Annotated in this window: 14 protein-coding genes; 4 read left to right on the top strand and 10 right to left on the bottom strand. The window is 45.5% G+C overall.

Annotation, left to right across the window (positions count from 1 at the left end; all coding sequences use genetic code 11):
- Positions 1 to 84: 84 nt before the first annotated feature.
- The 10 genes from DWW90_RS14325 to DWW90_RS14280 form a co-directional block, all read right to left on the bottom strand.
- Entirely contained in the window at positions 85 to 1,104 is a 1,020-nt protein-coding gene (locus tag DWW90_RS14325) for a rod shape-determining protein (RefSeq protein ID WP_115499886.1), read from the bottom strand.
- Positions 1,105 to 1,194: 90 nt separating this feature from the next.
- Positions 1,195 to 2,718 (bottom strand): bifunctional phosphoribosylaminoimidazolecarboxamide formyltransferase/IMP cyclohydrolase, encoded by a 1,524-nt coding sequence (gene purH, locus DWW90_RS14320; protein ID WP_122345448.1) that lies wholly within the window; start codon positions 2,716 to 2,718, stop codon positions 1,195 to 1,197.
- A gap of 145 nt (positions 2,719 to 2,863) precedes the next feature.
- Complete coding sequence (locus tag DWW90_RS14315; RefSeq protein ID WP_115499888.1) at positions 2,864 to 3,058, bottom strand: hypothetical protein; 195 nt, start codon at positions 3,056 to 3,058, stop codon at positions 2,864 to 2,866.
- A 94-nt stretch (positions 3,059 to 3,152) separates the two neighbouring features.
- Positions 3,153 to 4,064, bottom strand: coding sequence for an outer membrane beta-barrel protein (locus tag DWW90_RS14310; protein ID WP_122345447.1), 912 nt, complete (start codon positions 4,062 to 4,064; stop codon positions 3,153 to 3,155).
- 20 nt (positions 4,065 to 4,084) lie between these two features.
- Entirely contained in the window at positions 4,085 to 4,549 is a 465-nt protein-coding gene (locus DWW90_RS14305; RefSeq protein WP_115499890.1) for a hypothetical protein, read from the bottom strand.
- Between the two features lie 15 nt (positions 4,550 to 4,564).
- A complete protein-coding gene (locus DWW90_RS14300) occupies positions 4,565 to 5,101 on the bottom strand; it encodes a hypothetical protein (protein WP_122345446.1) in 537 nt (178 codons plus the stop codon).
- Between the two features lie 17 nt (positions 5,102 to 5,118).
- Entirely contained in the window at positions 5,119 to 5,613 is a 495-nt protein-coding gene (locus DWW90_RS14295; protein ID WP_115499892.1) for an RNA polymerase sigma factor, read from the bottom strand.
- Positions 5,614 to 5,708: 95 nt separating this feature from the next.
- The gene (locus tag DWW90_RS14290) at positions 5,709 to 7,589 is read right to left on the bottom strand and encodes a WG repeat-containing protein (protein ID WP_122345445.1); all 1,881 of its coding nucleotides are present in this window, start codon (positions 7,587 to 7,589) and stop codon (positions 5,709 to 5,711) included.
- Positions 7,590 to 8,347: 758 nt separating this feature from the next.
- Complete coding sequence (locus DWW90_RS14285) at positions 8,348 to 9,109, bottom strand: LytTR family DNA-binding domain-containing protein (RefSeq protein ID WP_115499900.1); 762 nt, start codon at positions 9,107 to 9,109, stop codon at positions 8,348 to 8,350.
- Positions 9,106 to 11,148 carry a histidine kinase gene (locus tag DWW90_RS14280; protein WP_122345444.1) on the bottom strand — a complete coding sequence of 681 codons (2,043 nt, stop codon included), beginning with the start codon at positions 11,146 to 11,148 and terminating at the stop codon, positions 9,106 to 9,108. Before DWW90_RS14280 ends, DWW90_RS14285 begins: the two co-directional genes overlap by 4 nt.
- Positions 11,149 to 11,337: 189 nt before the next feature.
- Between DWW90_RS14280 and DWW90_RS14275 the strand changes: the two genes are divergently transcribed.
- From DWW90_RS14275 to DWW90_RS14260, 4 genes are read left to right on the top strand one after another with little or no spacing between them, the layout of a single operon-like run.
- Positions 11,338 to 12,021, top strand: coding sequence for a response regulator transcription factor (locus DWW90_RS14275; protein ID WP_122331343.1), 684 nt, complete (start codon positions 11,338 to 11,340; stop codon positions 12,019 to 12,021).
- Positions 12,018 to 13,289: a HAMP domain-containing sensor histidine kinase gene (locus DWW90_RS14270; protein ID WP_122345443.1), complete on the top strand. Its 1,272-nt coding sequence runs from the start codon at positions 12,018 to 12,020 to the stop codon at positions 13,287 to 13,289. Before DWW90_RS14275 ends, DWW90_RS14270 begins: the two co-directional genes overlap by 4 nt.
- A gap of 60 nt (positions 13,290 to 13,349) precedes the next feature.
- Entirely contained in the window at positions 13,350 to 13,802 is a 453-nt protein-coding gene (locus DWW90_RS14265; RefSeq protein ID WP_115499904.1) for a PepSY-like domain-containing protein, read from the top strand.
- 27 nt (positions 13,803 to 13,829) lie between these two features.
- Positions 13,830 to 14,777, top strand: coding sequence for a PepSY-like domain-containing protein (locus DWW90_RS14260; RefSeq protein ID WP_122345442.1), 948 nt, complete (start codon positions 13,830 to 13,832; stop codon positions 14,775 to 14,777).
- Positions 14,778 to 14,915: the final 138 nt, after the last annotated feature.

Below are 14,915 nucleotides of genomic sequence, written 5' to 3'. Positions count from 1 at the left end.
AATGTGCCAATATGCCAATGGACTAATATGCCCACGGGCTAACCTCAATTGGCATATTGGCACATTGACATATTGGCATATTATTTACCGGATAAGGAAATTAAACTTGTCGATATTCTTCAAGGCAATCCCCGTTCCTCTTGCAACTGCATGCAGAGGATCGTCTGCCACATGGAACTCGATGCCCATCTTATCGCGCAAACGTTTGTCGATACCACGCAGCAAAGCACCGCCACCTGCCAGATAAATACCGTTCTTCACGATATCGGCATACAATTCGGGAGGTGTCTGTTCAAGCGCGCTCAACACGGCTGCTTCGATCTTGGAAATCGATTTGTCCAGGCAATGTGCAATCTCCTGATAGGAAACAGGCACTTTCATCGGAAGAGCCGTCATCTGGTTCGGACCGCAGACTTCAAAGTCTTCCGGTGCATCTTCCAGAATGCTCAAAGCAGAACCGACATTGATCTTGATACGCTCAGCCATACGTTCGCTGACACGTATATTGTGCTGGCGACGCATGTATTCGACAATATCATTAGTCAAGTCATCGCCTGCCATCTTGATAGATTTGTTGGAAACGATACCGCCTAATGAGATCACAGCGATCTCGGTCGTACCGCCGCCTATATCGACAATCATATTCCCTTCGGGAGCCAACACATCCATTCCAACCCCGATAGCAGCAGCCATCGGTTCAAATACCATATAGACTTCACGGCCGCCCGCATGTTCGGCAGAGTCACGTACGGCACGGATTTCGACTTCCGTACTTCCCGACGGAATGCCGATCACCATACGAAGTGAAGGAGCAAACCAGCGTTTACGTCCGCTTGCCATCTTTATCAGTCCGCGCATCATCTGCTCGGCAGCATAGAAATCAGCAATGACACCTTCGCGAAGCGGACGGACCGTACGGATATTCGGATTGGTCTTTTCGTACATTGCGCGTGCCTGGCTTCCTACCGCTAACACCTTTTCCGAACGAGCATCCAGAGCGATCACCGAAGGCTCATCCACTACCATCTTATCATTACAGGTAATAATGGTATTGGCAGTCCCCAGGTCCATTGCCAATTCTTGTGTGAAAGAAAATAATCCCATTTTAATAATGAATCAATTTGCCAATATGCCAATGTGCCAACAATAGTACCTCAATTGGCACATTGGCACATTGCCGTATTGAATAATTATTTAATGTTTAAAGTGACGGACACCCGTCTTCACCATAGCCAAGCCATGTTCGTTGCAATAATCAACGGACAGCTTGTCGTTAATAGAACCTCCCGGCTGGATAACGGCAGTGATACCGGCCTTATCGGCGATCTCCACACAGTCGGCAAACGGGAAAAACGCATCCGAAGCCATAACGGCGCCCTTCAGATCGAAATTGAATGAAGTTGCCTTCTCAATGGCCTGCTTCAAGGAATCCACACGTGAAGTCTGTCCGATACCGCTTGCGCAAAGTTGTTTGCTCTTTACCAGCGTAATAGCGTTAGACTTGCTGTTCTTCACAATCTTGTTGGCAAACAACAGGTCTTCCACTTCCGGAGCGGTCGGTTTCTTTTCCGTCATCGGCTCCAGATCGGCTTCACTCTGAATGCTAAGGTCTTTCTGCTGCACCAGCACACCGTTCAACAGCGAACGGAACTGCATCGGGCAGGTCTTGCATTCCTTGCGGACCAATATGATACGATTTTTCTTTTGTTTCAGTACTTCCAGGGCATCGGCATCGTAAGCCGGGGCAATGATCACTTCGAAGAAAATCTGGTTGATTTCTTCTGCCACTTCCTTGTTGACAGTCGTGTTCGTGATCAGGATTCCACCGAAAGCAGACACGGGGTCACCGGCAAGAGCCGCCTTCCATGCGTCCACCACGTTGGCGCGGGATGCGATACCACAGGCATTGTTATGTTTCAGAATGGCGAACGTCAATTCGTCAAACTCATCAATCAGGTTAACGGCAGCATCGACGTCGAGCAGGTTGTTGTAAGAGATTTCCTTACCGTGAACCTGTTCGAACATATCGTTGAACTTGCCATAGAACTTAGCAGCCTGGTGCGGATTTTCACCGTAACGCAGGTGCATCGGAGCGTCTACCGTAGCGCGAAAGTGCGAGCCTTCGCAGCCATCGAAGTAGTTAAAGATCGCAGAGTCGTAGCCGGATGAAACAGCGAATGCTTCTTTCGCAAACCATTTACGGTCTTCGATAGAAGTCTCAGCGCCTTTCTCATTCAGCAGCTGCATCAACGGCTGATACTGAGCCTTGGATGCAACGATCACGACATCTTTGAAATTTTTCGCAGCGGCACGGATAAGTGAAATACCGCCTATATCTATCTTTTCGATAATTGCCTGTTCTTCCGCACCGGAAGCAACTGTTTCCTCGAACGGGTACAGATCGACAATTACCAAGTCTATTTCAGGAATTTCGTATTGGGCAATCTGAGCCTGATCGCCTTCATTATCACGACGGTTCAATATACCGCCAAACACTTTCGGGTGAAGAGTCTTCACGCGTCCACCCAGGATAGAGGGATAACCTGTCAGGTCCTCTACAGCGTCACACGGGAGTCCCAAATCTTCTATAAACTTCTGAGTACCACCTGTTGACACAAAACTAACACCTTCGCGGTGGAGTTTCTTTAAAATTTCGTCTAATCCATCTTTATGGTATACCGATACCAATGCACGCTTAATACGTTTTGTTGCAGCCATCTTCGTTGGGTTTGTTTTAATGTTTTAGAGCACAAAAGTAGGGATTTATTTTCAATATGTATATAAGGTAAGAAAATAATTTCCTACCTTATACTATTAAAGAATGCTATAAAACATAGAGAAAAACGGGCTGACTGCCAAAAGATCATTTTTTATCCGATACCTTCAATGTTTCATCGATGATTTCGTCATCTTCTTTCTGGTCATCGATCACATCGTCCAGCCCTTTTTCATCATCGGACGGAGATGTGTAATCGTCCGACAAGATTGAATGCGGAGTAAGCGTTTCGTCTTCCAGCTCCGAACTTTCGTCCCATAAAGTTTTCATTATTCCAGCCATAACTATTTGTGTTTTATTTATTAATACAGCAATAAAACATCCCGGAGGAACAATTTGTTGAAAACTTCCGACAGCTTCGTTAAGACGAAACTTTTTAAAGGTGTATCTGTACTCCTAACGAAACGGGATGCACTTTCGGACCTTTGTCTTTTTCAAACAGGCCCATCGGCGAATACTTGGCGTAGAAACCGATGCAGCCGACACCTGCCTGGAACAGGAAATCCATTGTCACCGGACGGATGTTCATGCCCCGGTCCATCTTTTTCTTGCGCTTGTCGCCATCTGCATCATGATAAACGATCTTGGAAGAGGAAATTGTTTTAACAACACCTACGACACCGCCCGAAACAAAGAAACGGGGAGACTTGCGGCGATGTTTGGCAGATTGCCATTCTAACAATACCGGAATCGTCAAGCTGGTAATATTCAATTTGCTGGCATCATAAACGATACCTTCGGGAGCAGGCACCAACTGTGTCACTCCGTCCACCTCCTGGAAATGCGCATTCATATCCAGCCGGTAACGGCTCCAACGCATACCGGCACCTGTCACAACCGCCCATCTGTAGCGGGAAAACGGGAAACTGAATTCCATAAAGTTCAGATTATATTCCAACGAGTTACCGCTGCGAAGTGAAACACCATCCACATCGTTAACCCCGTCGCTACCGGAAAAGTTTGCAAAGCCCATGCCGAACCCAGCCCAATGCGGGTCGAAATCTTTATCCCAGGACGGGATCGGGATGTTGATCGACTTGATATGTTTGCGCCGTTCATAGCTCTGTCCGTCGAGATAATGTCCTTCAAAGATCATTTCACCGTCTATCGAGTCGCCCTCTTCGGTCAGTTCATACACTTTCACCTTCATCCGGTCGCCGTTCTCCTTCACTTCGATACGCTTGTTATCCAGTTTGATAACAGTGTCGGCAGGCATCAATTCAACATTTACAGCCAGCAATCCAAGGGCAGGAATGCATGCGGCTATAATCAATAGAAATCTTTTCATATTCTTTATTGTTTATCAGTTTATAATTTCTTTTCTGTGAATAGCAAGGTGATCAAGTCGTCACTGTCCAGTTCACCTTCGATATAGACCAGCGTAATGACACCTTTGGAGTTGACCTTAAACAGGACAAAACGGTTCACATCCGGACTTTTCCCCGGAAGCTGGTAATAAGCGGAAACCACTCCCCCGTCATCCGTCACCTCCTTGATCTTACGGGCGCCCTGCTGGTCGGCTTCGAGACACTGGCGGGTAAAGCGCAAGGCTTCCGGATCATTCTTGATCGTAATGCTCTTATAACGTGTCATCCCATACGTTTCCAGCATTTCGTTGGAAAGTTCCACCATCGTGACATTCTTGCTTTTGCCATAGCGTGTAAAGACATCCTGTATCTTCAGGTCTTTCTGCGCTTCGACAGCTCCGGCACCAGCGGGCAGCAACAACAGGGCTGCCAGCATGATTAATAATGTATATTTCAACTGTTTCATCTTGACATGTTTTTTTTATTCGTCTTCACTAAAAAGGCTTCCTAACTCTTTTAATTGATTATCTATTATCTGACGGTCAGCTTCATCCTGATCCTCTGCTGGGAAATATTCGTCGGCGGGAGTGGCCACCTCCTGCAACGCTTCAAATGCCAGCGAACGGACTGTATGAATATCTGTATAGCAACGGCCGTTTATCACGACATAGTTATCGGAACAGAAACAAGGATCGGCCGGATACAGCAGCCGGCTGAAACTCAGCAAAGCTAACACACAGGCAGCCACACCCGAAAGCGTATAAAGGATAGCCCGCTTAACGCCGGCTTCGCTTTTATGCGATCCCACATGGAGCACGGGAACAGGGGCGGCTTCCTCCTCCTTCAACTGTTCGATCTCTTCATCAAAATAAGCAAACAGAGGCTTATAGGCTGCCAAATGCTCCGGCACATCCCCGGATGCAAAAAAGGCACGAATCCGCTGCTCTTCACCGGCCGAAGTTTCACCTTCAAAATACCGGTCCAGCAACTCTTCCATATATTTAATCCTCTCTTCCATAATTCATAATTCAAAATTCATAATTCCTTAACCAATTGTTCCCGTATCTTTTTTCTCGCTCTCGAAAGATTAACCCGGACAGCTTCGACCTGCGTACCTGTTATTTCTGCTATCTCCGCTAACTCGTAACCTTCTACGTCTTTCATCCGGATAATGGTCTGCTGGAGCGAGGGCAGTTTGCCTATCAGCCAACGGATGCGGGCAACGGTGTCTTGCTGTTCCAGTTCTTCCGCCGGATTCCGGCTACCCGAATCGAGCGAGAGCTGCGTTATATCCGTCCCTTCGGGCCGGTGCTGTTTCAATTTATCTAATGCCAGATTTTTGGCAACCTGTATCGCCAATGCCTCGACACTGTTATAACTGTCCAGCTTCTCGCGTATCTGCCACAACTTGAGAAAAGTCTCCTGCACAATATCCTCTGCATCAGACCTGTCTTCCATCATCCGCCTGGAAATATTGAACAACTTCTCCCGAAGCGGCAATACGGTTATTTTAAATGTTTCGAGTTCCATTTCTGTTATTATGACGACAAAGAAACGAAAACATAACATGAGGAATGGAAAAAAATTAAAAAAGGCCGGAAAAAATTTCCAGCCTTTCTTACTTCTTAGAATGTGCATCCGGCTTGTCGCGCCTTCCTCTGCATCTGCTCCAATGATTTCGCGTATGTATTGTTTAAGCGATCCGAGCTATGGATTACCCGGTAATCACCGGCGGTTGCTCCATCTGCCAGATCCGGAGAAATCGAATGGGCTGCATTCTTTCCTGCCGCACTTCCTTTTCGACCGGCATTCGCTTTAGTCCCGTTCGCCAGACGAGATGAAAGTCGTTTTATTTCGGAACGGTAGAAGGCACAGTTATTTCCACCGCCGCCACCGGAACCGCCGCCGCCACCGTAATTGCCACCATCACCGGCATGGGCTGCCAACGACATATTACTTGTTGCCGACACATATCCCGCAACATCACCTTCCGCCAGACTACTAACCGCCTGTCCGATCGAGGCGACATCGCCCCCGCCGTTCTTCACGCCATCTACCGCCAATGCCGTTCCGGCTGCAACTCCGATAATGTTTGCTGCGGTCATGAATCCTTGTTCCACCCGGTTCCATCGCCGTTCGCGTCGGTCTTTCTTGGCTTGTTTCAGATTTGCTTCTATCTCTTTGTTTTCCGGGTCCAGTTTATTGGCGATTTTCAGGCGGTTCATACCTTCTTTATAGTTTTCTTTTTCAATGTCCATTATTCCAAGATTATTATGAACCATTGCATAAGTCGGATCGATACTCAGTATTTTCTTATATTGTACACGCGCCTCCGCAGACATTCCGGCTTCATCGTACACGACAGCTTTTGCAAACGCCCTGTCCAGCAAATCATCCATCACCAAACCATCCGCACCGATCTGTCCGTGTTCAAAATTAATCCAACCGACCGATGTTCCGGCGACAAAAGGTTCGATCCGGTCATAACTCGGCGGAACAACCAAAGCACCCGTCCAACTATACAGCCCGACCTCTTCGTCCTTATAGACCGCAAACACTTCCCCCTCAGGCATATATTCGATCATATCGAACTGACAAGGAATCACCAGCCGCCCATAATGATCGACCGCCCCCCATTTGTCGTCTTGCGCAACCAGAGCGAAGCCATCGCCCACGCGTGCGATCTCTTCATAGCGCATAGGTACGGACCAAAGCGAATCGGCCGGAACCGGAGTGCGGTAAAGGCTATCCATAACCAACATATCAGCAGCTTTCCCTGCTTCTTCTATTTTAGTTAACAGCTCGTCATATAATCCATTCCCCCGATCGGCCTCCACTTTTTTTGCCGTTTCTTTATAAAGCTTGTTTGAAGTCGGAAGTTTCGTCATCATCTCCTTCAGTTTATACTTGCAAGGAACGACAATTTCTCCTTTCAAGTCGATCGCCCCTATCTTGCCGTCCATCTTAACAGCAGCCAAATCATTCTCCTCAAAGTTCTCCGCCCACTCAAATTTAGGCGGGATCACAAAATTCCCTGATTTATCGATAAAGCCAAACATCCCGTCTTTCTTGACCGCCGCCAATCCCCGGCTAAATCCAGCCAGTTTGTCAACCGGTTCAAACTGCGGTTCGATGATAAAACGGTTATACCGGTCGACAAAACCGACCCGCCCATTCAACTGTACGCCTGCCAGATTCTCCTCAAACCGTTTGGCTACTTTTTCATATTGGGCAGGAATCGCCCATTCCGTCTCATAACCGACATGCAGAATGTCATCCAACTGGTTTCCAAACGAAATGCCAGTTCCCAAAATCCCGTTATTGGAAAGCGTAGCCGCCTTCTGCCACCAACCGCTTTTCTCCCCCTTGTTTTCAAAGCCCCATCTCTTAGCTTCATTCGCTTTGGCAGCCAGACCGGAGCCGTCTGTTTGTGCATAGCCCAAACCAGAAATTACCCAAACCAGAACAAGGCTCCACTTTATCTTTGTTATCCAATATTTTTTCATACTCCTATATTTTATTATTTGTTTACCACCCCACTTTTACTTGTCTTACCCTTTCCTCTGTTTTTAAGCAAACCTCTATATGGTTTTCAAATGTAAAAAAACACAAACACCCCGGCAACGGGTAAAATCTCCATGGTCGGACAACTTATCGAATTTACCGTTAAGCGGTAAAAAACAACAGACAAAATAAAAAGAATTTTAGCTATAGAAGTGACAGAGAAATATCGTCTATGATTCAGGGTTATTGTAAAAAACGTTTTTTACAGACTCGAAAGACGCCTAAAAGAAAACAAATGTTAACCCACTTTTTAGACGTCAAAAAGGGGCTTTTTCTCTTTTTTCGGGAGTTTTTTGCCGTCACGACCGTCCTCTTTGCCATTACGACCGTCCTAATCTTCGCGAGCTGCCGAGTGCACTACACATTAGCACGGTCATCGTGGCGATTACGACCGTCCTCTTTTGACAAACGACCGTTTTCAGGGCAAAAAAGCCCCTAAATTTCCTTGGGATATTTGAGACGCCGTCCGTTTTATTTTGCTACAGGCGATTCTCCGGGAGTTAAGCTTTATCACTTTGACGGCATTTTCATCTTTCGATAATCAAATTGCACGCTTTTTGGAATGGGCTCGGCACCTCATTTTCCCTGTTGTCAGCCGTAAAGGCCTAAACAGCAAAAAGAGTCAATCCAAAATCGATCAAGATTTCGGACGAAATAGAAAAATGGCTAAAAAGAGGGTTATTGTACTTTTCCCGATCTACTATATAATCTCCAGCAACTCCTTCACCCTCCCATAATACCGGCGCGAAGCGACCAGCTCGATGTCGTTGAAAGGCGGATAGAGACGGCATTCGAGCGTTTTATTTTCGATGGAACACAGATAGTCCATATTGACAATACAATTCTGGCTGATCTGGACAAACGAGACGCTCATATTCAGTAAATCGCGGGCGGAAATATTCATACGAAGTTTATAGTCAGTCCGGTTGGCAAGGTAAAGCTGCCAACAACGATAAGTATCGGAAAAACGGAACATCAGAACATCCTCGCGTTTCAGGAACAGCAAGCCTGTTACCGTCTGAATCGCAAATTTACAATCGTCCGCCAGCAAACGGCGCATAGACTGTTCCATATTGACTTTACTCCGGTAAAAAACACACCGGAAACGTTCGATGACAGCATCCAGTTCCTCCGGCAGATAAGGCTTCAACAGATAATCGAAAGCAGACGCCCGCAAAGCGTCCAGGACATATTTATCGTATGCCGTGTAAAAGATCACCCGCATATCAGCATGCACATCGGCACGAATGCTTTGCCAAAGGTCGAAGCCGGACATCTTCGGCATTTCCACATCCAGAAAAAGCAGGTCGGGCTGTTGGCGAATGATAATCTTACGCGCCTTCTCGACTGATGTTGTCGTTTCCAGGATACGGATATCGGAATAAGCAGACAAATCATTACTCAAATTGCGTATAGAAGCTATTTCGTCATCGACAATAACTACTGTAATTTCTTCACTCATAATTCAAACGTATAATCAAACGGGACTACAAAAGAGACTAAAGTACCGTGGCCACCCGGTTCAAGCCGGCAACGGTCTTGTATAATAAAGTTCATTTTATTCTTATTCCGCCTGTTCAGAATATCAATGGTCTGGTTCAAAATCTTCAAACCATATCCTGTACTCTGCTCCTCTTTCTGCAAATGCCCGTCATTGGAAAAACCAATGCCGTTATCTTCTATCTCGATATAAAGACATTGTTGTTTCTCGGTGACTTGTATCCGTATGCAGGCATCCGCATCTTCCGGGTCAAAAGCATATTTCACGGCATTTTCCACCGGGATTTGGACAGACATGGAAGGAATCAACCAGGTCTCCGGTATTTCGGAAGGCAAATCCCAAATAATCCGGATTCGTCCGGGATCACCTAACATACGGAGTTGCAAATATTCCTGAACCAATTGTATTTCGTCTTTCAACGGGACAGCTATTTGTTCGGAAAAGATCAAGTTCCCCCGCAGCACCTTTATCAGCAAGCGGATCGGCTTGTCCAACCCCTCATATTGCCGGAAAGTCGGCAATATGATATTTAATGCATTAAATATGAAATGGGGAGAAATACGGTTCCGGACTACAGCCATACGCAAGCGGTTTACTGTTGCCATCTGCATCCAATATTGCTTCTCCTCTTTCCTCCGCTTATACAAAATCCAGCAAAAAGAGGCAGACAGAAACAAAAGTAACAACAGACCGCAACAGAGTGCAACTATTTTCCAGCGCCCCACCTCGTTGCGAACACCCATAAGCTGAATATCCTTTTTCAGCAAAGTCGTATCCTGCCTGTACCGGAAATCGATCTCCGCTAAACTGTTTCTCACCTTTACATTCCGCAGCGAGTCATTAAACATATCGGCCTTCGTCTTAAATTCATAGGCTCTGCGGTAATCCTTCTTCTTATCATACAATTCCTGCATCCGGCGGTTATTATAATATATGTAAAGCGGGTTGACCAGCTTCAGATCATAAGTACGCGAAAGCAGTTGCTCCGCCTGGGGAAGATCGTTCTCCAACAAAGCTAAGGAACCATACAAGCCATCCATATAATAGCGGAAAGAAGGATGTTCATAAGCTTTTCCGAACAGTCGGCGAGCGTCATCCAGATAGATATGGGCCGAATCCGGCTGTTTGTCCAGGATAAATATTTCACCCATATTTCCACGGACAATCGCTTTATAGAGCGGCTGGGGAAAAGCATTTGTAACCCGGTCCGCTTTGCGGAACCAATCGAGGGCCTTCCCATATTCCTTTGTATTATAGTAGTAATTTCCCCGGGTGTTGGAAAAGAAATAACGTTCATAAGGGGTACACAGGCTATCCATTTGCTCCGCCTTTGTAAAATACTCATCCGCTTCGGGAAAGTTTTCCAGTTCCACATACAACTTGGCCAGACCGGAATAAATGGCAAAATGATCCCGCGCTCCCGTCCCTAACGAATCTGCAACAAAAAGAGCCTTCCGGTAATAAAAACCGCACCATGAATAATCCCCGTTCTGCAAATATGAATCGGCTAAATTCATATAAACGGATGGTAACACGCTTCTCTTTTTTGTCATATGCAAAATTTCGACCGCCGATTTTAGAACAGTAATAGCCGAATCGCGCTCACTCTGTTCCTGCCAATAGACTCCCCGGTTATTATAGGCTTCTGCCAGCAAGGACAAATAGCTGTCCGAAGGTTGTTTTTCACGACAAAAACGAATCACCTCTTCATTTGTCCGCAAGGCATCCTCCATCCGGTTCTGATAATAATAACATTTGGATTCGTGAGATAATAGCATACAGATGCACAAGCTATCCTTCAAAAGCGACCGGTTTTCAGAAAAAACTTCGATTACTCTCTGCGGAGATTCAGTCATCGAATCCTGATAAAGAGCCAACAATGAATCTGTCATAAGCATTTCTCTGTCAAACTCTCCGGACTGTTTATAAGAACAACTGCCCAACCCCCAGAATATGACTAATCCGACCAAATATAGTTTTAGCACATCTTTCCTCTCCATTTAACCTCTCTTAAAAATATCTTAAAGAAACTGTTTTTTGTTGAAACTGACAAATAAAAAACGCCCTTCTATCAGACAAACTGTCAATTTTAAGGATAAGCGGCAATTTTTCATGTTTTTCTGAAATTCTTTGATTCCAGAATTTTGCCAGAATATTTCAGTATCTTTGTTTTTCAAAGCTACGAGGATATGAAAATACTAATTGTTGAAGATGAAAACTCATTACGCGACATCATGGTCTGTTCTCTCGAGAAAGAACGCTATGTAGTGGAAAGTGCAGCCGACTATCGGGAAGCTTTACTCAAAATCAACGATTACGACTACGATTGTATCGTGTTGGACATCATGCTACCCGGAGGAAACGGCCTGTTACTGCTGGAAGAACTGAAGAAGATGAAAAAGAAGGACAGCGTCATTATCGTTTCCGCCAAAGACTCACTTGAAGACAAGGTGAAAGGGCTGGATCTCGGTGCAGACGATTACCTGACCAAACCTTTCCATCTGGCCGAACTGAACGCGCGGATCAAATGTGTCTTACGCCGAAAACAACAAGATGGGGAAATGGACATCACAATTGCAAATATCACCATGTATCCCGACCGTCACGCTATCTATATAGATGGCAACCAACTCATATTGAACCGGAAAGAATTCGACTTGCTCTATTATTTCGTAACCAACCCGGACCGGCTTATCAGCAAAACGGCTTTAGCCGAATCCGTATGGGGAGATTATATAGACCAGGCGGATAATTTCGATTTCATCTACAGCCAGGTCAAGAATCTCCGGAAAAAATTGAAAGCGGCCGGAGCCTTGCCTGAAATCAAAGCGGTATATGGCTTCGGCTACAAAATGATATACGAAGAGAGATGAGACTACGCCAATATACACTGCGTAACCTGTCCGTTCCCCTGCTACTGATCCTGTCGGCATGGGCATGTGCGTTCTACATAACCATTATCCGGGAAATAAACGAGGAAACGGATGAAAGCCTGACGAATCACAAAATGCTGATCATCAAAGCTGCATTGGCAGACAGTACGTTATTGACAGACCATGTGGATATATTGACACAATATTATATACATGAAATTCCTCCGGCAGAGGCAGACCTGTCAAAGGACATATTCTTCGATTCCACGCGGGTTGTTCCCCTCGAAATGATCTCCATCCCGGTACGCGGATTGAGGACTTGCTTTCGCACATCCGACGATAAATACTACGAACTGACAATCATCACCTCCATTCTTGAAAAAGAAGATATGGTAAGAGCTACGGTTATAGGGCTCGCCATCCTCTATTTTTCATTAGTGTTCTGTATCTTGCTGGTCATACATCTTGTGTTCAGGAAAAGCCTGCACCCTCTATATGTACTGTTCGACTGGTTGAAGAAATACAGGCTTGGAAAAACCAACATCCCGTTGCGGAACGAAACAAAGATTGAGGAATTTCACATCCTGAACGAAGCGATCGAAGACGTGGTCCGCCGGAACACCAAGCTATATAATATGCAGAAACAATTTGTCGAGAATGCCGCCCACGAGCTTCAAACACCGCTTGCGATCTGTATTAACAAACTGGAGCTGATGAGTGAAAATCCGGATTGCACCGAACGGCAACTATCTGATATAGCCAGCCTGCATCAAACCCTTTCCGGGATTGTCAAAATGAACAAATCACTCCTACTCCTGTCTCGCATCGAGAACCGGCAGTTCCCGGAAACATCACGTATAGAGATGAACAAGCTGGTCTCCGGGATACAGGAAAACCTCGACGAAATGTACGAACACAAGCATATAACAGTCACTGTTAAAAACTCGGCACAGCTATTCACGACCATGAACGAATCGCTTGCCTCCACCCTGCTCACAAACCTGATAAAGAACGCATACATCCATAACTGCCAGGACGGCATTATCCAGATTACAATAACCGCCCATACCCTGACAGTTGCCAATAGCAGTAATGCCCCCCGGCTGAATGCCTCCACCCTGTTCGACCGCTACGAACGGCAAAGCCGGCACAAAGAGTCTACCGGACTGGGGCTTGCCATTGTCAAATCGATCGCAGCGCTGTATGAAATACAAGTAGAGTATAACCATGACAAACAACTTCATGAGTTCAAATTAACATTCAAATAGCCGGGATTCCCAAATCTTTCCCAAATCGTTTCATTCCTTTGTCACGTAAATAACGGAAGAATGAGAAAAAATACAGAGTGGATACTGATTTTGCTGTTCGCGATAATAGCACAAAACGCGCTTGCGAACGGACCATCCACTCTCGAAAGCCAGAAAAAGTTCCCTTCTGCCTGCCGGATGTTTATACTAAAGCATTTCCCGGAAACAGAAATAGCTCACATCGAGTTGGAGAACGGCTTTTTTCAGTCCAAATGTTATCATGTGATCCTGACAAACGGCATCGATATCCATTTCAGGCAATCCAACGGAAAATGGATACAAATAAAAGGGAAGCCCGGGACCATCCCGGAAAAGATATTTCCCGATCACCTGATAAAATATCTGGAAGATTTCTATCCGGCCACCCGGATCGTTATTGCAACTAAAGAAGAGAACAGATACCGGATCAAACTGAACGACGAAACCGAACTGGCATTCGATTGTTACGGAAACCCGGCAAAAGATAATTTCTAACAGTATATGTAATTAAATTAAGTAATTATGAAACTAAAAAATTTGATTCTGGCATTCGCTTGTTGTGCCTTGGTGTTTACTGCTTGTAGTGACGACGATGACGATAAAGTCATTCCGTCGGATGTTCCCGAAGCTGTCTTGAAAGCTTTTGAAAACAAATATGGAGACATTAAAGATGTAAAATGGGAAAAGAAGAACAATTATAACGTTGCCCGCTTCCAGACAGGCGCTATTACAAAGGCAGGCAATAGCTATACCACTTCTGCCTGGTATGATGACAATGGCTCTGAAAAACAGGTTAACCAGGATATTCCGTTTGCCAACCTGCCGGAAGCCGTAAAAACAGCATTCGATGCTTACCAGAAAAAAATGTATGCAGACTGGAAAGCGGACGATGATGTAGACGTTGTGAGTCGTCTCGATATGGGACTTATTTATATCATCGAAATTGAAAAAGGAAAAGAAGAAAGAGAACTCTCCTTCTCTCCTGACGGTGTCCTGCTGAAAAATGTTTTGGATACTGACGACGATGATGAAATCCTGCCTGTTATCGTATCTGACGAGATCAAAAAGAAAATCGCCGAACTGTTCCCGAATAGCAAGAGTGTCGTGATCTTAGAAATCGACGCGGACGACGATGACAACGAAACAGAAATAGACATTCTGGACGACGGCATTCACAAAGAAGTCAAACTGGATGCCAAAGGCAATTGGATCAGTACCGAATTTGAAACGACTTTGCCGAAAGCGATGGAAATCATGAATGCGCTAAACCCTGCAATCCTGGCTAAATTGGTTGCAATGGCCGGACAAGCCGGTATCGACCTGACAAAACCGGAAATTATCCGTAATACGGAAGTAACCGTTGTCGACCATGTAACAAAAGGCATGTATTTCGAGGTTGAAATAGAAATCGGCGACAAAGATCTGGAAGTAATCATCGACAAAGACGGAAACATTTCCTTTGACAAATAGAAACTATATATAAAATCCATATTTTAGCATCCCGGCATCCGTTCCCCCTTTGCCGGGATACTTTTTTTATTCTATACGGACAAACCTTACCGGCAAAAGAATTGTTTCTACCGAGACAGAGTCTTCTGACAAAGACCC

This window comes from Parabacteroides sp. AF17-28, assembly GCF_003479205.1.
Lineage (GTDB): Bacteria > Bacteroidota > Bacteroidia > Bacteroidales > Tannerellaceae > Parabacteroides > Parabacteroides acidifaciens.
Note: the sequence above shows the minus strand (reverse complement) of the source record. Positions and strands in the feature narration are given on the sequence as shown.